Origin of the sequence: Marinobacter sp. F4218 (assembly GCF_019443085.1) — a bacterium.
In the GTDB taxonomy this organism is placed as follows: domain Bacteria; phylum Pseudomonadota; class Gammaproteobacteria; order Pseudomonadales; family Oleiphilaceae; genus Marinobacter; species Marinobacter albus.
This window is the reverse complement of record NZ_JAHZIL010000003.1, coordinates 1,779,975-1,804,681: the sequence shown is the minus strand read 5'-3', so window position 1 is coordinate 1,804,681 and position 24,707 is coordinate 1,779,975. Positions and strand designations below refer to the sequence as shown.

Genomic DNA, 24,707 nt, shown 5'->3' with positions numbered 1-24,707 from the left:
CGACCGGCGCGATCGCTCAAATCCCCATTTCGGCAGGCTGTACCCGAACGCCGGCCACTTTCCATTCGCCCTCGATCAGTACCATCCGGTAATAGGCATCCCAGCGCTTGCCCTCGGGGCCTTGCAACCGGACAACCTGAATCTCGAACGGACCGTGGGGAACCCGTTCCGCAAACTCGATGGTGCTGGCGCGATGGACGGCCGGGTAGGCTTCCCGGACCATGCTCAGGAACACATCGGACGAACCGAAACGCCGTTTGATGCCCTCGGACGCAATGGTCCAGGCGGCCTCGTCATCGTCGTTGGCAAAGGCCTCGATCTGCAGAAGGATGGCGTTGCGAATGGCAGTATCCTTGTCCTCGGCCCGCAGCGATACCGACGTCACGACAGCCAGGGCGGCAAGCACAATCACAAGCGGCCGAACGGGCCGGGTGCAGAACAATCTGGTTTTCATGAGAGGAACCCTCCTCAATAACCCCTGTTACAGCTTACGCCCTTTGCGGGGGGACGGATGCCTTTTTGGTTAAAATTTGGCCACCCGAAATGGCAGTCTGAATCTCGCGCCACATGCGGTAACCTGTGGCATCAGGATTGAACTGATCACCCGACAAGGATCCCCATGGCCGAGCACGCCGCCATCGAACCCGGCTTTCACGCCATCCACGCCAATCACCTGGAAGACCTGCGACGGGCCGTGGTGTTCCTGTGCCAGCAGACGCCGCTGCCCCCCCTGGAAAGCGAGACCTTTCTGGTCCAGAGCAACGGCATTGCCCAGTGGCTGAAACTGGCACTGGCCGAGAAGCGCTCGGAGGACGGCGACATCGGTGGGCTTGGTATTGCCGCCGGCATGGATTTCCTGTTTCCCGCCCGGTTTATCTGGCAGGCCTACCGGGCGGTGTTGCCGGCGGGGGATGTTCCGGAGCAGTCGCCGTTCGACAAGCGCCGGCTGGTCTGGCGCCTGTACCGGCTGTTGCCGGAACTCGTCGGTGAGGACTCGGTGTTCACCCCCCTGGCCCGATTTCTCGAGGGCTCCGATCCGGACCTGCGGGATTTCCAGCTGGCCGAGAAGGTGGCCGACCTGTTCGACCAGTATCAGGTGTTCCGGGCGGACTGGCTCAGTGCCTGGGAGCAGGGCCGGGATGTGGTGATCACCGCCCGCAACGAGGAGAAGCCGCTGGACGAGGAACGACGCTGGCAGCCCGTGCTGTGGCGGCGCCTGGTCGAGGACATCGGTGCCGACGCCCACACCAGCCGCTCCCAGATCCACACCCGGTTCATGGCACTGGGGCAGTCCGCGACGTCCCCGGCCAACCCGGCCCGGCTGCCCAAACGCATCGTGGTGTTCGGAGTCTCCTCCCTGCCGCGCCAGGCGCTCGAGGCCCTGTCCGTGCTCAGCCGGTTCAGTCAGGTGGTGCTGTGCGTGCACAACCCCTGTCAGTTCTACTGGGCCGACATCATCAGTGACCGGGAGCTGCTCAAGGCCGAACGCAAGCGCGGGGTCGCCCACCCGGCGCTGTCGCAGATCGGCGATCCGGACCAGCTGCACCAGCACGCCAATCCGCTGCTGGCGGCCTGGGGCAAGCAGGGCCGGGACTACATCCGGCTGCTGGACGAATTCGACAATCCGGACGAGTACCGTGACCGGTTCCGGACCCCGGACCAGAAGATCGACATCTTTTCCGAACATGGCGAGGCGGCCAGCCCCCGTCTGCTGCACCAACTCCAGAACGACATCTACAACCTGACCCCGCTGCAGGACATCCGCAACGAGCAGCGCGAGGTGAACCTGACACAGGACCACAGCCTGGTCTTCCACGACGCCCACAGCCCCCAGCGGGAAGTGGAAATCCTGCACGACCAGCTGCTGGCGGCCTTCAACGCCGATCCGGGCCTGCGTCCTCGGGACATCATCGTCATGGTGCCGGACATCAATGTCTACGCCCCTCACATCCAGGCCGTGTTCGGGCACTACCAGGCCGGTCGCAAACGCCACATTCCCTACACCATCTCGGACCAGGGCCAACGCCATCACGAGCCGGTGCTGATTGCCCTGGAAACCCTGATGTCGTTGCCACGCAGCCGGTTCGCCGTGAGTGAAATCGTGAGCCTGCTGGAAGTACCCGGCATCCGTGACCGCTTCGGCATCACCGAGGAAGAGATTCCCCTCGCCCGGCGCTGGGTTGAGGGCGCCAATATCCGCTGGGGCCTGCACGGCCAGCACCGGGAAAGTCTGGCCTTGCCCGGGAATCTGGACCGCAACACCTGGCAGGCGGGACTGCGGTCGATGTTGCTGGGCTACGGCATGGGTGACGAGGAGCCCTGGGCAGGGGTCCAGCCCTATGGCGAGATTGGCGGCCTGCAGGCGAGCCTGGCCGGTCGGCTGAACGAGTTTGTGCACCAGCTCGAGACGCTCTGGCAGGAACTGCAGGAGCCGCGCTCACCGACGGGATGGGAGACCCTGTTCTCCCAGATGCTGGGGCAGTTTTTCGAACAGCTGGAAGGCACCGATCTGTTGCTGCTGAACCGGTTCCGCCGACAGCTGGAGCAGTGGCTGGACGACGCCCTTGCCGCAGGTCTTGATCACCAGTGCCTACCCCTGAACATCGTCAAGGACGTGCTGCTGCAGGGCCTGGATGAGGGCGGCCTGAATCAGCGGTTCCTCGCCGGCAAGGTGAACTTTGCCACCCTGATGCCCATGCGCGCGATTCCCTTTCGCCGGGTGTGCCTGCTGGGCATGAACGACGGCGATTACCCCCGGTCGCGGCCGCCGGTGGACTTCGATTTGATGGCGGAGGACTACCGTCCGGGTGACCGGTCCCGCCGGGAGGACGACCGCTACCTGTTCCTCGAGGCCCTGCTGTCGGCCCGGGAGCAGCTCTATATCAGCTGGGTCGGCCGCAGCATCCGCGATGACTCCGAGCGGCCGCCATCGGTGCTGGTCGGGCAGCTTCGGGATCACCTCGACGACCTCTGGCAGTTACCCGACAGCGACCGGACCCCGGTCACCCGGGCCCTGACCACGGAGCACCCGCTGCAGCCGTTCAGCCGGGCCTACTTCCCGCCGACCAATGGCCAACACAACGGGGCCGACAGTCCTCCGAAGCCGGTTGCGGAGGTTCTCCGGACACGCAGTCTGTTCACCTACGAACGTGAGTGGCGCAGCGCCCACACCGAGGAGGCGCCGTCGGCGACACAAGCGCCGCTGCCTTACCAGGCACCGGAGGAACCCATCAGCCTCAATGACCTGGCGCAGTTCCTGAAAAAACCCGTCGACACCTTTTATCAGCGCCGGCTCCAGGTTCGGTTCGAGGCGGTGGAAGAGGCCGACACGGACAACGAGAACTTCGATCTGAGCGGCCTGGATCGCTGGCGCCTGGACAACGAACTGATCCAGGAAAGCGTGCTGAAGGCCGCCTCGGAGGACGAACTGTACGACCGACTCGAGCACACGCTGGACCGGATGGCCCGGCGCGGCGATCTCGGCATGGGCGTCACCGAACACCGGTTGCGTTCGGAGCTGTCGGGCCGGCTGCCGGACCTGTTCGAACGCTACCGGGCCACCCTGGCCGACTGGCCCGAGGCCCTGGCGGAGCCCCGGGTCCTTGACTACCGGTACAGCAACGACACCGGGGCCGTTGAGCTGGTGGATCTGGTCGACGGGCTACGCGCCAATGACCGGGGCGACCTGTGCCGCCTGGTTATTGCCCGGTCGAGCCTGCTGTCGGGCTCGGCCGGTGGTCGACGGGTACGCTACGCCAACCTGCTGCCGGACTGGATCCGGCACCTGGCCGGCCAGCTCACCGGGCAGTCCTTCAAAACCCTGGTCCTGGCCAAGGAGGAGGGCAGGCAATTCCACTTCTCGCCGCTGCCGCCGGATGTGGCGCGGGGTCACCTGGATACCATCCTGGCCCGCTGGATGGAGGCCACCACCCGCGTCCTGCCCCTGCAATGCGACGCCGGCTTCGCGTGGATCTACAGTTTCTACCAGAGCAAGAAATACCGGGGTGATCACGACCGGGCCATCGCCGATGCCGGGCAGGCCTACGCTAATGCCCTCGACCGGGACACCGGCTACCTGCGGGGCGCCTTTGAATCCCCGGCCGACCTGTTCGCCAGCGACGAATTCGAAGCACTGCTGCACGCGCTGTATGTCCCCCTCTGGGAAGCCGAACAGGACACCACCGCGGCGGCCGCCATCGAGGCCCTGGCAGGAGTAACGAGATGACCAATCGCAATCCGAACCTGGATCCGCTAGCCCTGCCCCTGAACGGCAGCACCCTGATTGAAGCCAGCGCCGGGACCGGCAAGACCTTCACCATTGCCATCCTGTACGTGCGTCTGGTACTGGGTCACCAGCAACCGGAAGGCAGCCCGCTGGCCCAGGGCATGTTGCCACCCAACCTGCTGGTGGTGACCTTCACCGATGCCGCCACCAAGGAACTGCGGGACCGTATCCGGACCCGGCTGACCCAGGCCGCCGAGGTGTTTTCGGGCTCGGGGGACAGTGCGGCAGCCTCACCGGAAACCGCCCTGATTTACCAGTTGCGGGATCACAGCTATCCGGAGCCGGCCAGCTGGCCGGAGTGCCGCAAGAAGCTGCTGCTGGCCGCCGAGTGGATGGACGAGGCGGCGGTGTCCACCATTCACGCCTGGTGCAACCGCATGCTCAGCGAGCACGCCTTCGACAGTGGCAGCCTGTTCAAGCTGACCCTGGAAACCGACCAGAGCGATCTGCTCGACGACGTGGTCCGGGATTACTGGCGCACGTTTATCTACCCCCTCCCGAGCCATCTCATGGAGGAAGCGCTGGGTCACTGGAGCACTCCGGCCGACCTGCGCCAGGCCGTGCGCAACCTGATCCCCGACGCCAACAGCCTGGGAACACCGGACGGCGACGTCACCGGCGCCATTGAGGCGATCCAGCGCCGGCGCCTTGACCGGGCCCGGGAACTGAAAGCCTACCCCTGGGCACACTGGAAGGATGAAGTGCTGGCGCTTCTGGACACCCTGCACCAGAGCAAACGCCTGCACGGCGGCAGCAAGAAACCCATGGTCGCGGCCTGGGACACCCTGCTGGCCTGGCAGGCCTCCGATGCCCTCTATCCGGACGGCCTGGACAAGGCGGGCTTCCAGAACCAGACACCGGCAGTGCTGCCCGCCAAACTCAAGGGCGACCAGCCGGCGCCCGAGCACCCGGCCTTCGACGCCATCGCCGAGCTGATCGCCTTCAGCCAGAACCTGCACAGCGCCGAAGCCGACATTCTCAGACACGCCACCGGCTGGATTGCCCAGCGCCTGGAAGCCGAGAAACAGCAACGCTCGGAAATGGGCTTCGACGATCTGCTGACCCGGCTCGGCGACGCCCTGCACGGCCCCCGGGGCGACCAGCTCGCCGCCACCATTCGCCGGCAGTTCCCGGTGGCCCTGATCGACGAATTCCAGGATACGGATCCGGTCCAGTACCGCATCTTCAATCGCATATATCGGGTCGCGGAGAACGATCCGCACACCTGCCTGTTGATGATCGGGGATCCCAAGCAGGCCATCTACGGCTTCCGGGGGGCCGATATCTACACCTATCTGGAAGCTCGCCAAGGCGCCCGTGAGCGTACCTATACCCTGGGCCGCAATTTCCGCTCGGCCGAGCCGATGGTCAGGGCCGTAAACCGGATTTTCGGGTACGCCGACCAGACCAGCCGCGACGGCGCCTTCCTGTTTGGCCAGGGTGATACCTCACCGTTGCCATTCCAGGGCGTGGACGCCAACGGCACCAAGCGGCTCTGGGCGGTTGACGGCGAGGTCCGACCCAGCCTGACGTTCTGGACCCTGGACAGCGACGACACGGCCGGCGGCAAAGCGCGGAGCCTCGCCAAGGGGGCGGCGACGGCCGATCTGGCCGAGACCTGCGCCAGTGAAATCGCCCAGTTGCTGACCCTGGGCCAACAGGGCCGGGCCGGCTTTGCCCTGACCGGCGATCCGGCGGATGTGCAGCCGGTCACGCCCGGCGACATCGCCATCCTGGTCAACAACCGCACAGAGGCCAGCGCCGTGCGTCAGGCCCTGGGCGAACGGCGGATCAAGAGTGTCTACCTGTCTGACCGGGACTCGGTACTGACCTCGCCCGAGGCGGCCGAAGTGCTGTGCTGGCTCCGGGCCTTTGCCGAACCACGCCAGCTCGGCCTGGCCCGGGCGGCCCTGGCAACCCCGACGCTGGCCCAATCCTGGCAGTCCCTGAACCGGCTGCTGACCGATGAGATCGCGCTGGAGCGGGAAATCGAACGCTTCATGGGCTATCAGCAGCAGTGGCAGAACCAGGGGGTGCTGCCGATGCTGCGCAGCTTCCTGATGGATTTCGACGTGCCCGGGCGTTTGTTGCAGCGGCCGGATGGCGAGCGGCGTCTGACCGACATCCTCCACATTGCCGAGCTGCTGCAGCAGGACAGCCTGCAACTGGACGGCGAACACGCCGTGGTCCACCACTTCACCCAGATCCTGCGGGCCGCGGACGACGAGGACGAGCATCGCACCCTGCGCCTGGAAAGCGACGCCGGACTGGTGCAGGTCATTACCGTGCACAAATCCAAGGGTCTGGAGTACCCACTGGTGTTCCTGCCCTTCGGTACCTCGTTCCGGGCCCAGAGCGACAACCAGGCCTGGGTGCGCTACCACGATGCCGGTGGCCAGCTGGTCACGGTTTTCGACCCGACTCCGGCCGACATCGCCCAGGCTGACCGGGAGCGGCTGGGCGAGGATATCCGCAAATTGTACGTGGCCCTGACCCGGGCCCGGTTTTCCACCTGGGTCGGAGTGGCCGCCATCGATCAATGGTCCCGGAGCGGACTGGGCTATCTGGTGACGGGCCAGGCCGGCGGCGACAGCGGTGGCCAGCCGGCGGTGGCCGGATGCCTGGAGCCGCTGGCTCGGGGCGAGGCGGCCATTACCGTGACCCCGATGCCGGAATCGACCGATACCTGCTACCACCAGCCCGAACCGGAAGCCCTGGGTCCTGCCCTGGTTTCCGGCCGGGAGGCGAGGGAAGACTGGTGGATAGCCAGTTACTCCTCCATTGAGTACACCGGGATGACCGGAACCGGCATTGTCTTTACCGGCGAGGTCGAAGACGCCGAGACCCAAAACCTTCTGGAAGAAAGCGCCCAGGCCCGGGACGAAACCGTCCCGGAAACCGGGGCCGCGGGGGATCATCACCAGTTTCCCCGGGGAGCCGGCCCCGGGACCTTCCTGCATGACGTGCTGGAGTGGTGCAGCCAGCAGGGGTTTCTGAGCATTGTGGATAACCCGTCGCTGTTGCGGGACTACCTGACCCGACGCTGCGTTACGCGCGGCTGGAGCGACTGGGTGACACCGCTCGAGCGCTGGCTGCTGGGCCTGATTCGGCAACCTTTGCCGCTGCAGCGGGGATCGTCCGAGCGAGCGAGTCTTGCCGACCTGACCCAACTGCGAGCGGAGCTGGAATTCTGGTTCGAAAGCCGAAACGTCAGCATCCGGACCCTGGACTGCCTGGTGAAGGAACGCACCCTGAACGGGGCCGACCGGCCCCAGGCCGAACCCGGCCGGTTCAACGGCATGCTCAAGGGCTTTATCGACCTGGTGTTCGAGCACCATGGGCAGTATTACGTGCTGGACTACAAATCCAATACCCTGGGCGAGGACGACCAGGCCTACACCGACCAGGCCATGGGCGAAGCGATCCTGGACAAGCGCTACGACCTTCAGTATGTGCTCTACCTGTTGGCACTACACCGGCTGTTGAAGGCAAGGCTGCCGGACTACGATTACGATCGCCACGTCGGTGGCGCCGTCTACCTGTTCCTTCGAGGCTACCGGGCGGCCAGTGTCGGTACGTTCACGGACAAACCACCCAGAGACCTGATTGAGCGGCTGGACGCGCTGTTCGACGGTCAGCACGGAACCGGGGAGGCCGCCGCATGAGCAGAACCCGCCATTCCGACCAGCAGTTCGCGCTGGACCTGGATACCGAACCCCGGCAGCCGACCGCATCCGCCATTGATACCCGGCACCTGTTCTCCCGCGCCGAGACCATGGACCATTTGCTCGACCAATGGCAGCAACGGGACTGGCTACGGCCACTGGACGTCGGCTTTGCCCGGCTGATCCGGACCCTGTCGGAAGAGCAGGGCGAACCGGCCCCGCCGCTGGTGCTCCTGCTCGCCGCGCTGGTGTCCCACCAGGTAGGTCGGGGCCACGTCTGCGTGGATCTCGCCAACCTGTTGCAGGATGCCGACGCCACCCTGGCGCTGCCGCCGGACGAGGCGGACCCGGTCGGCACCGACGAGGACGCGACCACCGCCGCGCCTCCGGCGCCGGGTGAGGTCCTCAGCCGAACCAGCCTGAATGATTGCCTGGAGGCGTTGGCAGAGTCTTCCGCGGTAAGTGATGGCTCACTGACTACCCCCTTGGTGCTGAACGGCACTCGCCTGTACCTGCGCCGGCTCTGGCAGTACGAGCGGCAGATTGCCGACGGTATCCACGCCCGGCTGGCGCTGACGTCACCGCTGGCCGATCCCGATTCCGAAGCCGCAGCCACCCTGGCAGAGGCCCTGGAAGTCCTGTTTGGCAGTCGGCCCGGGGTGGACTTCCAGAAGCTCGCCTGTGCGCTGGCCGCCCGAAACCGGTTTGCCGTGATCACCGGTGGGCCCGGCACCGGCAAGACGACCACGGTGGTCAACCTGCTTGCGGCCCTGCAGGCCGTCGCCAGCCAGTCTGCTCAACGCAACGGACGGAAATACCGGATCCGGCTGGCCGCCCCGACCGGAAAAGCCGCCGCCCGCCTGAACCAATCCATCGGCGACGCCACCAGCCGACTGCCGCTGGACCGGCTTCCCGGTCAGGTCACACTTGACGATATTCCGACCCGGGTGACCACCTTGCACCGATTGCTCGGCAGCCGGCCCGATACCCGCCGGTTCCGCCACAACCGGGACAACCCGCTGCTGGTGGATATCCTGGTGATCGACGAGGCGTCGATGGTGGACGTTGATCTGATGGCTTCGGTGTTCGAGGCCCTGCCGTCGACTGCCCAGTTGATCCTGCTCGGCGACAAGGACCAGCTGGCGTCGGTGGACGCCGGCGCGGTGCTGGGTGAACTCTGCCAGCGTGCAACGGCGGCCCATTACACACCGGATACCGCCGGCTGGCTGGCCTCGGTCGTCGGCGGTACCCTGCCGGACGAGCTGCTGGATCCCGTGGGTCAACGGCTGGACCAGGCGGTGGCCATGCTGCGCACCAGTTACCGGTTCGGTGACGGCAGTGGCATTGGCAAACTGGCAGAGGCGGTCAACACCAACGCCCTGGATGGGGCCATGCTCGCGGCGTGTCGCGACAGGGGGTTCGACGACGTGATCTGGCTCAACGGCGACACCCGGAGACCGGCCACGGACGAAACCCTGGCCCGAATCGCCGACCATGCCATCTCGGGCAGCCCTGGCGCCTTCCGCAACCGGGGGGAGGGGCGCCGGGTGAACTCACAGCTACTGCCGCCGCCGGTGGGGTATGGCCACTACCTGTCGTTGCTGAACAATCACAGCCTCACCGAAGCAAGCGGACGGGACGCCTGGGATGAACTGGCGCGGCAGACGCTCAGGGCGTTCTCGGACTTCCAGGTGCTCTGTGCGTTGCGCAAGGGCCCCTGGGGCGTGGAGGGCATCAACGACCTGGTGGCACGCCAGCTGCTGGCCCACAAGCTGATTCCGAGGGCCGAAGGCTGGTATTCGGGCCGACCGGTGCTGGTGACCGGCAACGACTACAACCTGGGCCTGATGAACGGGGACATCGGCATAACCCTGTCGGTGCCCTGGGATCAGGACGACGAAGGGCGACCGGCGCATACCCTGCGAGTCGCCTTTCCCGCCGCCGACGGCACTGACGACATCCGCTGGATCTCGCCCAGCCGGCTGCAACAGCTGGAAACCGTGTACGCCATGACCGTTCACAAATCCCAGGGGTCGGAGTTCAACCACACCTGCCTGGTGCTGCCGGACCGGATCAGCCCGGTGATGACCCGTGAGTTGATCTACACCGGCATTACCCGGGCCCGCAACTGGTTCAGCCTGATCACCGGCGACGCCGGGGTCTTCCGAGACAGCGTAAAACAGCAGGTGGTGCGGGCCTCAGGCCTGGCCCAGGGACTTATCGAGCAGTAGTACCGGGGTCGTCCGGGCCGGCCTCGACCTCACTCTGGTGCTGTTGCTCCCAGAGCCGGGCGTAGTGCCCCCGGCGCACCAGCAGGTCGTTGTGGTGACCGCTTTCGACGATCCGGCCACCATCCATCACCAGGATGGTATCGGCGTCCCGGATGGTGGACAAGCGGTGGGCAATCACCAGGGTTGTCCGCTGCCGGCTGACGTCTCGCAACGCCCCGAGAATGGCCTGTTCCGAGAGCGAATCCAGCGATGAGGTCGCTTCGTCCAGAATCAACAGTGGTGGATTCTTCAGGATGACCCGGGCAATGGCGACCCGTTGTTTTTCGCCCCCGGACAGTTTCAGGCCGCGTTCACCAACCCGGGTCTCGTAACCTTCCGGGAGGCTGTGGATAAAGTTTTCCAGGTGGGCCATGCGGGCGGCCTGATGTACCTCCGCTTCGGTGGCGCCGGGCCGGCCATAGGCCAGGTTACGGTAAAGGGTGTCGTTGAACAGAACGGTATCCTGGGGCACCACGCCAATCGCGGCGCGCAGGCTATCCTGGGTGACGGTGCGGATATCCTGGCCGTCAATGCGGATGGCGCCGGCATCCACATCAAAGAACCGGAAAAACAACCGCGCCAGGGTGGACTTGCCCGCGCCACTGGCGCCGACAACCGCAACGGTGTGGCCGGCGGGGATGCGGAAATTCACGTCGTTCAGGATGGGCCGATCCGGCCGGTAGGCAAAATGGACGTGATCGAACACCACCTCCCCGTCGGTAACCGCCAGGGGCTTTGCATCCGGCGCATCCTCGATGCCGGGCTTGTCCCCAAGCAGACCAAACAGGCGCTCGACATTGACCAGGGCCTGGCGGATCTCGCGATAGACGAAACCGAGTGCATTGAGGGGAATAAACAGCTGGAGCAGATAGGCGTTGATCATGGTGAAATCGCCCAGCGTGATAGCCCCGCTGGCCACCTCGCGTACCGCCATGGCCATGATCACAATCAGCGCCACCCCGATGATCAGGGCCTGACCGGCATTCAGCACCGCCAGTGACAGACGGTTTTTCAGGCGCGCCTGCTCCCAGTCCTGCAGGTCGCGGTCGTACAGCTCCGCCTCGAAGGCTTCGTTGTTGAAATACTTGACGGTCTCGTAGTTGAGCAGACTGTCCACCGCCCGTGAGTTGGACTGGTTGTCCCGGGCATTGGCTTCGCGCACAAAGTGGGTCCGCCATTCGGTCACCCGGATGGAAAAGAGCACGTACACCACGACCGATACCAGGATGGCAACGACGTAGCCGACGTTGAACACCACCAGCAGAATGCCGGCGACCATCAGGATCTCCAGCAGGGTAGGGACGATGTTGAACAGTGTGAAGCGCAGCAGGAAGCTGATGCCGTTGGTGCCCCGTTCAATGTCCCGAGCCAGCCCGCCGGTCTTTCGATCGAGGTGGAACGCCAGCTCCCGGTTATGCAGGTGCCGGAAGACCCGCAGCGATACCCGGCGCATGGCGCGTTCGGCAACGCGGGCAAACACCGCGTCCCGGAGCTCGCTGAACAGGGTGGCGCCAAATCGCAGCAAACCATAGGCGACCACCAGTAATACCGGTATCCACAGCAGCAGCTCAGCACCGCGGTCCTGGTCGAGATAATCCACGATGTACTTGAGTGCCACCGGTGTCGCCACCGTTGCGACCTTGGCGAGCACCAGCAGTGCCAAGGCCAGGATCACCCGTCCGCGAAACTCCGCGAGGTAGGGCCAGAGTCCGGCGATGACTTTCCAGTCCGGTTTGTGATGGGCGGGATAATCGTTGTCGGCGTAGGCGCGCACAGAAAATTCCTTGTCTGACAGGGCAAAGCAACGGCAGGGGCCGTATGATGAACGTCGGCAGTAGAGTGTACCGCAATACCCGCCCGGTTCGTTGAGGCGGAATGTACGTTGAACCCAGGAGGCAGATCATCAACACCCGTCATCGCCAGGCCCTGAAGCTGGTAATCGAATTCATCGGCCCGTATCGCAAGGCCGTGGCCGGAGCCCTGGTGGCTCTGGTGCTCACGGCTGGTATCACGCTGGGTCTGGGGCAGGGGCTGCGAATCCTGGTGGACCAGGGGCTGGCGACCGAATCGCCGGCCATGCTGGCCCGCGCCATTGGCCTGTTTTTTGTGCTGGTGCTCGGGCTCGCCTTCGGCTCGTTCGCCCGCTTCTACCTGGTGTCCTGGATCGGGGAACGGGTGGTGGCAGACATCCGCAAGAAGGTCTTTAACCACCTCATCGACCTGCACCCGGGATTTTTCGAACAGAACCGGGCCCTGGAAATCCAGTCCCGGTTCACCGCCGACACCACGGTGCTGCAATCGGTGATTGGCTCCACCGTCTCCATCGCCCTGCGCAACGCGCTGATGCTCGCAGGGGGCCTGATCCTGCTGTTTGTTACCAACGCCAAACTGGCCAGCATTATCCTGCTGGGTTTTCCCCTGGTGATTGCCCCAATCCTGTTTTTCGGCCGGCGGGTACGACAGCTGGCGCGCCTGAGTCAGGATCGGGTCGCCGATGTGGGCAGCTATGTGGGTGAGAACCTGACCCAGATAAAGACCGTGCAGGCCTTTAACCATCAGCCCCACGACCGGCGGTTTTTCGCCGAGGTCTCGGAGAAGGCCTTCGCCATTGCCCGGGAACGCATCCGCCAGCGGGCCTGGCTGACCACCTTGGCGATCTCGCTGGTGATGGGTGCCGTTGGCGTCGTGCTCTGGATCGGGGGCCTGGACGTGATTCACGGCCGGATTTCGCCGGGCGAGCTGGCCGCATTCGTGTTCTACAGCCTGCTGGTCGGTGTTGCCGCCGGGGCCATCAGCGAGGTGATCGGCGAACTGCAGCGTGCGGCCGGCTCCGCCGCACGCCTATTCGAACTGCTCAGAACCGAGCCCGCCTTCGCCGGCCGAGCAACAGGCGGCGGCAGCCTGCCCGACCGGGTGAACGGCGCCATCGCAATCGAAGAACTGACCATGCATTATCCCGGGCGTCAGGCACTGCCGGCACTGGTGGATTTCTCATTGACCGTCGAAGCCGGGGAAACCCTGGCGTTGGTGGGCCCCTCCGGCGCCGGCAAATCCACCCTGTTCGACCTTTTGCTGCACTTCTACCAACCCGACCAGGGCCGCATTCTGATTGATGGTGTGGATACCAGTACCTGGTCGTTGGCGGACCTGCGCCGGTGCTTTGCGCTGGTTCCCCAAAACCCCGCGCTGTTCCATGGCACAGTGGCCGACAACATTCGCTACGCACGCCCCGACGCCAGTCTCGAAGACGTGATGCAGGCCGCCCGGGTGGCCCACGCCCACGAATTCATTAGGGCCCTCCCCCTCGGGTATGACACCCGGCTTGGGGACGCGGGTCTGGGGTTGTCAGGGGGCCAGAAGCAGCGGCTGGCGATTGCCCGTGCGCTTCTGGCCAATGCGCCTATACTGCTACTGGATGAGGCCACCAGCGCCCTGGATGCAGAGAGTGAGCACCTGATCCAAAGGGCCATGCCGGCGTTAACGGCAGGTCGCACCACGCTGGTGATAGCCCACCGGCTGGCCACGGTAAGGGATGCCGACCGGATTGCGGTTCTCGACCAGGGCCGGCTGCTGGCCGTCGGCAGCCACGAGGAGCTGATGCAGACAAACGACCTCTACCGGCGCCTGGCGAAGCTGCAATTCCGGGACGAGGCGACCTCAGCCTGAGCAACCTCCACGTTGGTCGGTTTGTGGTTCCAGCCCGTACTCCTTACACTGTTTAATGAACGATTCGAACCTGAACTCAGGGAGAAGGCAAAGTGAGCAATAAAGAATTGCAGGCACTCAAAGAACGCTATGTTGCAGCGGGCGCAGCAAGTCCCAATGAACAGTTTGCCGATCACGCAACCAACGCAGAACTCTGGGATGCGGATGGCAAGCGGATGATCGATTTTGCCGGTGGCATCGGTGTACTCAACATCGGCCATCGCCACCCAAAGGTGGTGGAAGCCGTGAAGGCACAGCTGGACAAGCTGATGCACACCTGCCAGACGGTCATGCCCTATGAGGGTTACGTCAAGCTGGCAGAGAAGCTCAGCGGTGTGGTGCCGGTGCGTGGTCACGCCAAGGTGATGCTCGCCAATTCCGGTGCCGAGGCTCTGGAAAACGCGATCAAGATCGCCCGCGCCGCCACCGGCCGTACCAACGTGATCTGTTTTGACGGCGGTTACCATGGCCGGACCTTCTACACCATGGCCATGAACGGCAAGGCGGCGCCCTACCAGACGGATTTCGGTCCGATGCCAGGTACGGTGTTTCGTGCGCCCTATCCGGTTCCGTATCACGGCGTCAGCGAGGATGAAGCGCTCCGTGGCCTGAAGATGGCCATGAAAGCCGATTCCCCGGGCAAGGACACCGCCGCCATCGTCATCGAGCCGGTCCTGGGCGAGGGCGGTTTCTACGCCGCACCCGCCAGCTTCCTGAAGGAAATCCGCAAGATCTGCGACGAGAACGGGATCCTTATGATCGTGGACGAGGTCCAGAGCGGCTTTGGCAGAACCGGGAAGATGTTTGCCATCGAACATAGTGGCGTCGAGCCAGACATGATGACCATGGCGAAGAGCATGGCCGACGGCATGCCGGTCTCGGCCATTGTCGGCACTGACAAGCATATGGACGCGTCCGGCCCCAACTCCCTGGGCGGCACCTACACCGGTAGCCCGACGGCCTGCGCCGCGGCCCTGGCTGTGTTCGAGGTGTTCGAGGAAGAAGACATCCTGGGCAAGGCCCAGCGTCTTGGCGACAAACTCCAGCAACGGTTTAGCCAGTGGCAGGAGCAATTCGAGCATGTGGACAACGTCCGAAACCTCGGCCCGATGGCGGCATTCGAGCTGGTGGAAAGCAAGGACAGCCGGATCCCCAAACCCGAACTGGCGGCGGCGGTCACCAAAAAGGCCAAGGAAAAAGGGCTGATCCTGCTGAGCTGCGGTATGTATGGCAACACCCTGCGTTTCCTGATGCCGGTCACCATCGAAGATGCGGTGCTGGAAGAAGGTCTGGCGATTGTTGAGGAAAGCCTGAAAGAAGTAGGCGCCTGAGCCGGGCCCTGCCCAGCAGACCTGATAAAAACCGGACCCCCTGGGTCCGGTTTTTTTATGCCTTCGGAAGCCCTCCGAATTGTCGTATACTGCCGGCATACCCCGTTCCAAGCAGCACGTTCGGACCTGCGGCAGTTCATCAACCAGGCTGATTTATGACTTCTCCGACTACCCCGACGCACCCTGACCACAAGCCCCGTCCGTGGGTCGACTTGCTGGTCAGCATTGTGATTCCCTCCGTAATCCTGATGAAATTCAGCGGCGACGAGCACCTTGGCAGTGTCAACGCCCTGATTATCGGGCTGGCATTTCCCCTCGGCTGGGGCTTGTTCGAGCTGGTCCGTTACCGCAAGAAGAACTTCATTGCGGTGCTCGGTCTGATCAGCGTGGGCCTGACCGGGGGCATCGGCCTGCTGGAACTCGATGCGGGCTGGCTCGCGATCAAGGAGGCGGCGGTGCCGGCGGTCATTGGCCTGGCGGTGCTGATCTCGACCCGCACCAGGTACCCGCTGGTGCGAACCCTGCTCTACAACCCCAACGTGCTGGATGTGCACAAGATCCACGAGTCACTGGAGGAAAAGGGCAGGGTTGACGAGTTCGAGGCGCGCCTGCTCAAGGCCAGCTACTTTTTTGCCGGTACCTTCCTGTTCTCCTCGATCATGAACTATGTGATTGCCCGCTGGATTGTGACCAGCCCCTCCGGGACCGAAGCGTTCAACGAGGAACTCGGCCGGATGACGCTCGTGAGCTACCCGATGATCGCGATCCCGTCGATGATTATGATGATGCTGATCTTCTACTACCTCTGGCGAACCATCCGGCGGTTGACCGGCTATACCCTGGAAGAAGTCATGGCGCCTCATCTGGCGGAAAAAGAAAAGCAGAAGCGGAACTCGGGCAAGCAAACCGGGGGCTGACCGCCCCCGGAATCGGACTTTCAATACACCAAGGGCCGAGCAAAAAAAAAGCGGCGAGGATGAATGTCCTGCGCCGCTTTTTTTATGGCTGGTTCAGCCGGGGAGTTACACGTCCAGGTTGGTCACTTCCAGCGCGTTGGTCTGGATAAAGACCCGACGTGGCTCGACGTCGTCACCCATCAGCGTGGTGAAGATCTGGTCCGCGGCAAAGGCGTCCTCGATGGTCACCTTCATCATCCGGCGGGTTTCCGGATCCATGGTGGTCTCCCATAGCTGTTCAGGGTTCATCTCGCCCAATCCCTTGTAGCGCTGGATGTTCAGGCCACGCTGCGCTTCCTTCATCAGCCACGCCAGCGCGCCTTCAAAGGACAGCACTGCCTGCTTGCGCTCGCCGCGCTGGATGTAGGCACCGTCTTCGATCAGGCCCTCGAGGGTTTCGCCCATGCGGGCGATGGCGGCGTAGGAGGAAGAATCGAAGAACTCGTGATTGAACACGTGCTCATGGGGCATTCCGTGGACATAGATGGTGACCTTGGGCAGGAACAGATCCCGCTCCGGGTCCTTGGTAACCGAGAAGGTGTACTTGGTGCCGGTACGGGTATCAAGGGTCAGACCCTCGCCCAGGCGCGCTACCCAGCGGGCTACCGCGGCCTCGTCCTTCAGGTGCTCGGACTTGAGGGTGACGTTATCGAGCATCTGCTCCAGAACCTTGGCCGGATAGGCCCGCGACAGACGATCAATCATCGCCATCACCGCCTGGTAATCCTTGACCATGGTCTCCAGGGCCGACTCCTTGATAGCCGGCGCGTCCGGATTGACGAACAGCTGGGCCCCTTCCAGAGCGGTCTGGGTCAGGTAAGCTTCCTTGGCCTTCTCATCCTTCAGGTACTGCTCCTGCTTGCCGCGCTTGACCTTGTACAGCGGCGGCATGGCGATGAAGACGTGGCCACGCTCGATGATTTCCCGCATCTGGCGGAACAGGAACGTCAGCAGCAGGGTCCGGATGTGGGAACCGTCAACGTCCGCGTCCGTCATGATGATGATGGAATGATAACGAAGCTTGTCCGGGTTGAATTCCTCCCGGCCGATCCCGCAACCGAGGGCGGTGATCAGGGTCCCCACCTCCGCAGACGACAGCATCTTGTCGAATCGCGCCTTCTCGACGTTCAGGATCTTACCCTTCAGCGGCAGGATGGCCTGGGTCTTGCGATCACGGCCCTGCTTGGCACTGCCGCCGGCCGAGTCACCCTCCACAATGAACAGTTCGGACAGGGCCGGATCTTTCTCCTGGCAGTCCGCCAGTTTGCCGGGCAGGCCGGCGATATCCAGGGCGCCTTTCCGACGGGTCATGTCCCGTGCCTTGCGGGCCGCCTCGCGGGCCCGGGCCGCCTCGATCATCTTGTTGACGATCAGCTTGGCCTCGTTGGGCTGCTCCTGAAGGTAGTCGGCAAAGCTCTGGTACAACTCCTGTTCCACCGCAGTTTTCACTTCCGAGGAAACCAGCTTGTCCTTGGTCTGGGAGGAGAACTTCGGATCCGGCACCTTCACACTGATGATCGCGGTCAAACCTTCCCGGGCGTCGTCACCGGAGGTGCTGACCTTGGCTTTCTTACCCAGGCCTTCGTGCTCAATGTAATTGTTCAGGGAGCGGGTCAGGGCCGCCCGGAAGCCGGCAAGGTGGGTACCACCATCCCTCTGGGGAATGTTGTTGGTGAAGCAGAAGATGTTCTCCTGGAAAGCATCGTTCCACTGCATGGAAACCTCAACGACGATGCCATCTTCACGCTCACGGGTGAAGTGAAAGACCCGGTTGATCGGCGTCTTGTTGCTGTTCAAATGCTCGACGAAGGCCCGCAGGCCGCCTTCGAACTCGAACACCTCTTCCTTGCCGCTGCGTTCGTCGGTCAGCCGGATGCGCACACCACTGTTCAGGAACGCCAGTTCGCGCAGGCGCTTGGCCAGGATGTCGTAATGGAACTCAATGTGAGTGAAGGTTTCCGAGGACGGAATGAAATGAACCTTGGTGCCGGAGGCATCGGTTTCACCGACCGCGGCCAACGGCGCATTGGGCACGCCGTGGGTGTAGGTTTGTTCGTAAACCTTGTTGTCGCGGCGAATGGTCAGGGTAAGAGAGGAGGAGAGGGCGTTTACCACCGACACACCAACACCGTGGAGACCACCTGAGACCTTGTAGGAGTTGTCATCGAACTTACCGCCGGCGTGCAGCACGGTCATGATAACTTCGGCGGCGGAGACCCCTTCCTCTTCATGGATATCCACCGGAATCCCCCGGCCGTTATCCTTCACGGTAACGGATTCATCCGGGTGAATGATCACACCGATTTCGGAGCAGTAGCCTGCCAGAGCCTCATCGATGGAGTTGTCCACCAATTCAAAAACCATGTGATGCAAACCTGTGCCGTCGTCGGTATCCCCGATGTACATGCCAGGCCGTTTCCGTACCGCATCCAGTCCTTTCAAGACCTTGATACTGGAGGAATTGTAGTTCGATTCGCTCATTAGAGACTCCTGAAGGGGTGTACCGGTGTAGGAGACCTGGGCGCCAAACTTAGCGAACGCAGGTCCGGCCCTGGCCGGTTTTATTCTTCCGTCAATTTGCCATGTTCCACGTGGAACATTCTGTACTCTGGTGCATCGCCCGCCGGCCACAACACTCCGGGTTCCGGGTGTTCGATGGAGGTTATAAAGACCTGGCAACGCAATGCCTGTAATTTTCTGGCCAGCATGGCCCGATGCCCCACATCCAGCTCGGCATTGATATCGTCGAGCAAAAAGGTCACCTGCTTGCCCAGTCCACTCAGCACCATGCCCTGGGCAATCTTCATCAAGATAACAAGGGTCTTCTGCTGGCCTCTGGAAAACGTTTCCGATACGGGCCGGCCTTGAAATTTTAAGCGGATGTCTGCGCGATTGGGGCCATACAAGGTGTGCCCCATTCGCCGCTCCTGCTCCCGGTGGTTCGCCAGGATATCCACCAAGGACTGGCTGGTATCCCAGCCGGGATAAAACTCCAGTTTCAGCCCCTGTGTCCAACCCACGTCCACTTCCCGGACCAACGTTTCAAAGGCTGTTTTGAACCGGTCAAAGGTCGTTTGCCGAGCTTCGCTGATCCGCTCGCTCAGGCCAGTATACTGAGTATCCCAGACCCGCAGCAGTGCTTCGTCTAGTCTACCATTTCTGAGCGTTTGATTCCGCTGTGATGTGACCCTCTGGCACTGTTGCCAAATCCCGGCGAACGAAGGTTCCACGTGGAACACTGCCCAGTCCAGAAATTGCCGACGCTTGCCCGGACCACCCGCCACGATGTCGAAGACGCCGGGATCTATCACCGACACAGGCAGGTGCATGGCCAGCGACGAAAGACTTCTCACACTTTCCCCATCCACGCGCAAGGTCGTCTCTTTCTGCCCTACATCCCGGGCGATGCCGACCCGATGGGCGATGCCACTGCGGTCACGCCCGGGTTCGCCATCCAGGCCTCGGTCGAGCCCCCCAAACACCGTGAACCGCTGTTCGCCATGGCTGACCACTGCCTGGTGCCGACTGACCCGAAACGACCGTCCCAGGCCCAGATACGCGATGGCCTCGAGCACACTGGTCTTGCCGCTGCCATTTTCACCGTACAGCAGGTTAAAGGAAGGAGAGAAGCTTACCGGCGCAGACGACAGATTACGGAAGTGCTGGGTCTGGAGTTTCACTAGCGCCATAGAAACGGGAACTCGAAAGGAAGGGTGGGGGATATTTTCAAGCGCCCACAAAAAAGGCAGCGTTACCCTTGGTGCAACGCTGCCCTAGTGTACAAAAGCACGCCCCGGAAGGCGAGGCATCACTCAGTGAAGCATATTCAGGCGCTCGTCCATGAACACGTCCATTTCCGGCGCAAGGATGTGCACGTAGCGGTCAAAGTACAGGAACTGTTTCAGCAGCAAGGCAAATTCCCGCGGAAAATGAAGGCCGTGGCTTTCACCAATCTTCACCATGTCCATAAGAATGTGATTGACGTCGTCTTCTGCCTGGTCCGCCTCGTAGGGGATTTCGTCCGGCACCATCTTGTCCATCTGTTGATACAACCGACGAAGATCACCCGCCAGTTGATCAACCTGAACGGTCTGGTGGGTAACCCCGATGCGAATCATGGCATCCGCCATGCCTTCGAAATTGCCCACCATCACGGCCGAAATGAAATCACTCACGGCCTGCCACGTATCCGGTTTAATCCGACCGACAATCCCGAAATCGATAAAACCGATCCGACCGTCCTTGAGCACCATCAAATTGCCCGCGTGCACATCGGCATGGAAGAACTCACACTGGGTGAGACTGGCAAACCAGGTGTTCATGGCCGTGATCAACGTCCGCTCCGGGTCACGGGCATACCCGCGAATGCTCTCCAGATCCGTCAGCGGGACACCGTGGAAACGCTCCATCGTCAGGATCCGCCGGGTGCTGCAATGCTCGTACACCAGCGGTACGGTTGCATCGTCGTTGTGGGAATCGTGCAGGAAATTCCGGAACACCTTCAGGTTATTCGCTTCCTTGATGAAGTCGCATTCCTCCATCATGGTGCGCTGGATTTCCTCCACGATGCCGGAGAGGGAAGTCCAGGACAATTTGGGAGCCAGGGTTTCCAGAATCCGGGCCGACAGATACAGGAAATTCAGGTCGGTCAGCAGGATGTTTTCCACCCCCGGTTTCTGCACCTTGATCACCACGTCCTCGCCGGTAACCAGACGTGCCGCATGCACCTGGGCGATCGAGGCTGACGCCAGAGCAACCGGATCAATGTCCGAGTACACCTGATCCAGCGGCCGGCCCAATTCGTCGCGAATAATTTTTTTGATCACACCGAAAGGCAGGTTCGGGGTTTTATCCAAGCAATACTGGAACTCTTCCACGTACTCTTTCGGGAAAAACGTGGGGGAACTGGCGATGAACTGGCCCAGTTTGATGTAGGTTGCGCCAAGCGATTCAAAGGTTTGCCGCAGCAACCGGGGGGTCGGGGGCCGGTCACCCCGAACCCAGTTGACACCTGTGCGCCCCAACACGGACAGGGTCTGTCCGATTCTGAATGCGCCTTTGATTCCGTTCGTAACGGTGCCCATGTTTTTCCTCCTATAGCCTCATTGGCATAACCACATACAAGCAGCGATTATCGGTCTGGGATTCAATCAAGGCACTGCTGTTCGGGTTCGACAGGGTGATCTTCACCTGATCGTCATCCAGTGCGTTCATGACATCCACCAGATAGCCTACATTAAACCCGATCTGGAGGGATTCGCCCTGATAGTCCACCGGCAGCGCGTCTTCGGCCTGTTCCTGATCCGGATTGTTGGCAAACACCTGAAGCTCGTTCGACGCCAGGTTCAATCGCACGCCCCGAATGTTCTCGTGAGAAAGAATGCCCGCCCGCTGCAACGTGTTTTTCAGGGTGGCCCGGTCCGCAATAACGATCTTGTCGCCGCCCCGAGGAATAACGCGGTTATAGTCCGGGAACTTGCCCTCGATCAGCTTGGAGGTAAAGGTGTAGGCACCGACTGTTGCACGCAGGTGGTTGTCGCCGATCACCAGGGTCACCGGGGTTTCCACGTCATCCAGCAACCGGGCCAGTTCCAGCACGCCTTTGCGCGGCACAATTACCTGACGTGGATCGGGGCAGCCGGTCGGAAGTTCCAGATGGGCCATGGCCAGGCGGTGGCCGTCGGTCGCCACGGTACGGACATGGCCCTGGTCGACTTCCAGCAACAACCCGTTCAGATAGTAACGGACGTCCTGCTGGGCCATGGCAAACGCGGTTGCGTCCAGCATCCGACCCAGTTCCTTTTGCGGCAATTCCAGCCGGAAACTCTCCGCTTCGTCTTCCACGTTCGGAAAATGCTCCGCCGGCAACGTCGACAGAGTAAAATGACTCTTGCCGCAGCGCAGGTGCAATCGGTCACCTTCGAGCGCCATTTCTATGGGGGCTTCTTCACCCAGCGCCCGACAGATATCCGACAGCTTTCGCGCGGGCACGGTAATCTTCCCCGGCTGATCGACGTGCACCGGTGTCACCCGGCCCACCAGTTCAACCTCCATATTGGTCCCGGTCAGGGTCAGGGTATTGTCTTCCGCCACCAGCAACACGTTGGACAGCACGGGCATGGTCTGTTTCTTTTCCACCACGCCGGCAATGCTTTGCAGTGGGGTAAGCAGGGATTCACGGCTGATCGTCAGTTTCATGGCACTCAGCATTCTTTTAGGTTGGAAGGGTGAATGTTATGCGCTACCGCCCGGTATCAGGTGGTTAGCAATCTCATAAAGTTCTGATAATCCTCGCGGATACCCGGATCGGTCTCCTGCAGTTCCACGATCTTCTTGCACGCGTGCAGCACGGTGGTGTGGTCCCGGCCACCAAACGCGTCGCCTATCTCCGGCAGACTGTGATTGGTCAGTTCCTTGGACAGCGCCATCGCCACCTGGCGGGGGCGGGTCACCGTCCGGGTCCGGCGCTTGGACAACAGATCCGCCACCTTGATCTTGTAGTACTCCGCAACCGTGCGCTGGATATTATCGATGCTTACCTGTTTCTCGTGCAGCGCCAGCAGATCTTTCAGACTTTCCCGGATAAACGGCGGGGTAATCTCAGAGCCGGTGAAGTGAGCATTCGCTATCACCAGACGCAACGCGCCTTCAAGCTCACGGACGTTCGAGCGGATTTTCTGGGCAATAAAAAACGCCGCCTCACTGCTGAGTTTGACGTTCACCTGCTCGGCCTTTTTCATCAGGATTGCTACCCGCGTCTCCAGCTCGGGTGGTTCCACCATCACCGTCAGGCCCCAGCCAAACCGCGACTTGAGCCGCTCCTCCATATCGACAATTTCTTTCGGGAACCGGTCACAGGTGACGATCACCTGCTGCCCGCCCTCAAGCAGCGCGTTGAAGGTGTGGAAAAATTCTTCCTGTGAACGCTCCTTCCGGGCGAAGAACTGGATATCGTCGATCAACAACGCATCTACCGACCGATAGTACCGTTTGAACTCGTTGATCGCATTCAGCTGGAGCGCCTTTACCATGTCCGCCACGAACCGTTCCGACCGCAGGTAAGCCACCTTGGCCCTGGGGTTCCGGCGCACGATCTCGTTGCCGATCGCGTGCATCAGGTGAGTCTTGCCCAGACCCACACCGCCATACAAAAACAGCGGGTTGTAGGCACCACCCGGGTTTTCCGCGACCTGCATGGACGCCGCCCGAGCCAACTGGTTGGATTTACCTTCCACAAAGGTTTCAAAGGTGAACCCTTCGTTCAGAAAGCTCTGATGTTTGATATCGCCTTCGACCTGCACCGGCCGACGCTCGTTCGCGGATTTTGGACGCACCGCGGAGTTGTTGCCAACACTGACCGCAACCCCTTGCTCCTCCTCCGTAACCCGACTGCCGGCTTCTTCCTGGACCGCGCCATTAACCCTTACCGGCACTTCCGAACGTGTTACGGGTTCGCTTTCTCGGGGCGCAGACCCGACCTTCATGTTTACACGGGGCGCTTGACCTCCATTCAGGTCTTTAAGCACCTCTTCTATACGTCTCAAATACTTCTCGTTCACCCAGTCCATCACGAACCGGTTAGGTGCGAACAGCATCAACTGCCCTTCGCGATGATCGGACTGAAGGGGCCTGAGCCAGGTGTTGAACTGTTGTGCGGGAAACTCATCCCGGAGTACTTCAAGACATTGATGCCACATACTGTTCGGCACGACAGCCTGCTCCCGATAACCCAGAAATGTCTCAGATCAGAATGAGGAGACATCCAATCCAAAGAGGTGACTCCGGATTCTAACCCGACGGTCCCACCAGTGAAAGGGTAAAACCGGTTTCATGAACAGCCTGTGGAAATTAAATGATTTATTTTTCCGCAAGTTACAGACTTACCTACAGGCTTGTGTACAGATTTTTTTTCTTTTGAACTTACCCACACCCCTGTGTGTACACCCTGCGCTTAACCCTGTGCGAAACCCCGGTCGAATCGGTGGATAACTGGCTTCCGAATTCCCCAGGCGACTTATTCACAATTCATAGTGTTCCCGTCCACAGGGCTCATTGGTATTTGTCACAACCCTTATCAATGCCATAACTCCCTGCTTTAAAGAGCCTTTCTTGGATTATCCACAGAAAACAGCCTCAGTAATAACAGTAATAAGTAATCTTTAAAAAGAATTCTAAAAAGACCTATAGATATAATTACTGGCTCGCCACCAGGGATCGGGCGACGAATCCGCACAAGCTCCTAGCAATAACCATTGAATTTCCTCCGGCATTTGCATAGAATGCCGCTCCTGTTTTGGCTGTACATTTTCCAGCCAATTACGAATTCCCAACTTACGAATTGTGAGATCATCACCATGAAAAGAACGTTTCAACCAAGCGTCCTGAAGCGTAAGCGCGTTCACGGTTTCCGTGCCCGTATGGCCACCGCCAACGGCCGCAAGGTACTGTCCCGTCGTCGTGCCAAAGGCCGCGCACGTCTGTCCGCGTAACCAGCT

Annotated in this window: 14 protein-coding genes; 7 read left to right on the top strand and 7 right to left on the bottom strand. The window is 61.7% G+C overall.

Annotated features, from left to right (window positions below):
* Nucleotides 1-16: 16 nt before the first annotated feature.
* On the bottom strand, nt 17-454 hold the full coding sequence (locus K0B93_RS12265) for a DUF4864 domain-containing protein (protein WP_219867479.1): 438 nt from the start codon (nt 452-454) through the stop codon (nt 17-19).
* A gap of 165 nt (nt 455-619) precedes the next feature.
* On the opposite strand from K0B93_RS12265, the gene recC reads away from it, so the two are divergent.
* The 3 genes from recC to recD are packed head-to-tail and all read left to right on the top strand — an operon-like array spanning nt 620 to nt 10,181.
* Nucleotides 620-4,225 (top strand): exodeoxyribonuclease V subunit gamma, encoded by a 3,606-nt coding sequence (recC, locus tag K0B93_RS12260; protein WP_219867478.1) that lies wholly within the window; start codon nt 620-622, stop codon nt 4,223-4,225.
* Nucleotides 4,222-7,950, top strand: a complete 3,729-nt coding sequence (gene recB / locus K0B93_RS12255; RefSeq protein WP_219867477.1) for an exodeoxyribonuclease V subunit beta — start codon at nt 4,222-4,224, stop codon at nt 7,948-7,950. Before recC ends, recB begins: the two co-directional genes overlap by 4 nt.
* A complete protein-coding gene (gene recD, locus K0B93_RS12250; RefSeq protein WP_219867476.1) occupies nt 7,947-10,181 on the top strand; it encodes an exodeoxyribonuclease V subunit alpha in 2,235 nt (744 codons plus the stop codon). Before recB ends, recD begins: the two co-directional genes overlap by 4 nt.
* Here the strand turns inward: recD and K0B93_RS12245 are convergent.
* A complete protein-coding gene (locus K0B93_RS12245; protein WP_219867475.1) occupies nt 10,168-11,994 on the bottom strand; it encodes an ABCB family ABC transporter ATP-binding protein/permease in 1,827 nt (608 codons plus the stop codon). The genes recD and K0B93_RS12245 overlap by 14 nt on opposite strands.
* Before the next feature lie 101 nt (nt 11,995-12,095).
* Between K0B93_RS12245 and K0B93_RS12240 the strand changes: the two genes are divergently transcribed.
* The 3 genes from K0B93_RS12240 to K0B93_RS12230 all read left to right on the top strand — a co-directional run bounded on the left by K0B93_RS12240 (nt 12,096) and on the right by K0B93_RS12230 (nt 16,173).
* Entirely contained in the window at nt 12,096-13,886 is a 1,791-nt protein-coding gene (locus K0B93_RS12240) for an ABC transporter transmembrane domain-containing protein (RefSeq protein ID WP_219867474.1), read from the top strand.
* Between the two features lie 92 nt (nt 13,887-13,978).
* On the top strand, nt 13,979-15,256 hold the full coding sequence (gene gabT / locus K0B93_RS12235) for a 4-aminobutyrate--2-oxoglutarate transaminase (protein ID WP_219867473.1): 1,278 nt from the start codon (nt 13,979-13,981) through the stop codon (nt 15,254-15,256).
* A gap of 155 nt (nt 15,257-15,411) precedes the next feature.
* The gene (locus K0B93_RS12230; RefSeq protein ID WP_219867472.1) at nt 15,412-16,173 is read left to right on the top strand and encodes a VC0807 family protein; all 762 of its coding nucleotides are present in this window, start codon (nt 15,412-15,414) and stop codon (nt 16,171-16,173) included.
* 105 nt (nt 16,174-16,278) lie between these two features.
* Here the strand turns inward: K0B93_RS12230 and gyrB are convergent, their stop codons facing one another.
* From gyrB to dnaA, 5 genes are all read right to left on the bottom strand, one after another.
* Nucleotides 16,279-18,693, bottom strand: coding sequence for a DNA topoisomerase (ATP-hydrolyzing) subunit B (gyrB, locus tag K0B93_RS12225; protein WP_219867471.1), 2,415 nt, complete (start codon nt 18,691-18,693; stop codon nt 16,279-16,281).
* Nucleotides 18,694-18,773: 80 nt separating this feature from the next.
* On the bottom strand, nt 18,774-19,901 hold the full coding sequence (recF, locus tag K0B93_RS12220) for a DNA replication/repair protein RecF (protein WP_219867470.1): 1,128 nt from the start codon (nt 19,899-19,901) through the stop codon (nt 18,774-18,776).
* Between the two features lie 123 nt (nt 19,902-20,024).
* Nucleotides 20,025-21,296: an ABC1 kinase family protein gene (locus K0B93_RS12215; protein ID WP_219867469.1), complete on the bottom strand. Its 1,272-nt coding sequence runs from the start codon at nt 21,294-21,296 to the stop codon at nt 20,025-20,027.
* A gap of 10 nt (nt 21,297-21,306) precedes the next feature.
* A complete protein-coding gene (dnaN, locus tag K0B93_RS12210) occupies nt 21,307-22,410 on the bottom strand; it encodes a DNA polymerase III subunit beta (protein WP_219867468.1) in 1,104 nt (367 codons plus the stop codon).
* Between the two features lie 56 nt (nt 22,411-22,466).
* Complete coding sequence (gene dnaA, locus K0B93_RS12205) at nt 22,467-23,909, bottom strand: chromosomal replication initiator protein DnaA (protein WP_228743508.1); 1,443 nt, start codon at nt 23,907-23,909, stop codon at nt 22,467-22,469.
* Between the two features lie 657 nt (nt 23,910-24,566).
* Here dnaA and rpmH point away from each other — a divergent pair.
* Nucleotides 24,567-24,701, top strand: a complete 135-nt coding sequence (rpmH, locus tag K0B93_RS12200) for a 50S ribosomal protein L34 (RefSeq protein WP_008940054.1) — start codon at nt 24,567-24,569, stop codon at nt 24,699-24,701.
* The last annotated feature ends 6 nt before the right edge of the window (nt 24,702-24,707 follow it).

Bases quoted from the DNA above. Each gene is read 5' to 3' on its own strand.
- dnaN (WP_219867468.1), bottom strand. From the start codon at position 22,410: ATGAAACTGACGATCAGCCGTGAATCCCTGCTTACCCCACTGCAAAGC.
- K0B93_RS12240 (WP_219867474.1), top strand. From the start codon at position 12,096: ATGTACGTTGAACCCAGGAGGCAGATCATCAACACCCGTCATCGCCAG.
- rpmH (WP_008940054.1), top strand. From the start codon at position 24,567: ATGAAAAGAACGTTTCAACCAAGCGTCCTGAAGCGTAAGCGCGTTCAC.
- K0B93_RS12265 (WP_219867479.1), bottom strand. From the start codon at position 454: ATGAAAACCAGATTGTTCTGCACCCGGCCCGTTCGGCCGCTTGTGATT.
- recB (WP_219867477.1), top strand. From the start codon at position 4,222: ATGACCAATCGCAATCCGAACCTGGATCCGCTAGCCCTGCCCCTGAAC.
- K0B93_RS12230 (WP_219867472.1), top strand. From the start codon at position 15,412: ATGACTTCTCCGACTACCCCGACGCACCCTGACCACAAGCCCCGTCCG.
- recF (WP_219867470.1), bottom strand. From the start codon at position 19,901: ATGGCGCTAGTGAAACTCCAGACCCAGCACTTCCGTAATCTGTCGTCT.
- K0B93_RS12215 (WP_219867469.1), bottom strand. From the start codon at position 21,296: ATGGGCACCGTTACGAACGGAATCAAAGGCGCATTCAGAATCGGACAG.
- recD (WP_219867476.1), top strand. From the start codon at position 7,947: ATGAGCAGAACCCGCCATTCCGACCAGCAGTTCGCGCTGGACCTGGAT.
- recC (WP_219867478.1), top strand. From the start codon at position 620: ATGGCCGAGCACGCCGCCATCGAACCCGGCTTTCACGCCATCCACGCC.
- gyrB (WP_219867471.1), bottom strand. From the start codon at position 18,693: ATGAGCGAATCGAACTACAATTCCTCCAGTATCAAGGTCTTGAAAGGA.
- dnaA (WP_228743508.1), bottom strand. From the start codon at position 23,909: ATGTGGCATCAATGTCTTGAAGTACTCCGGGATGAGTTTCCCGCACAA.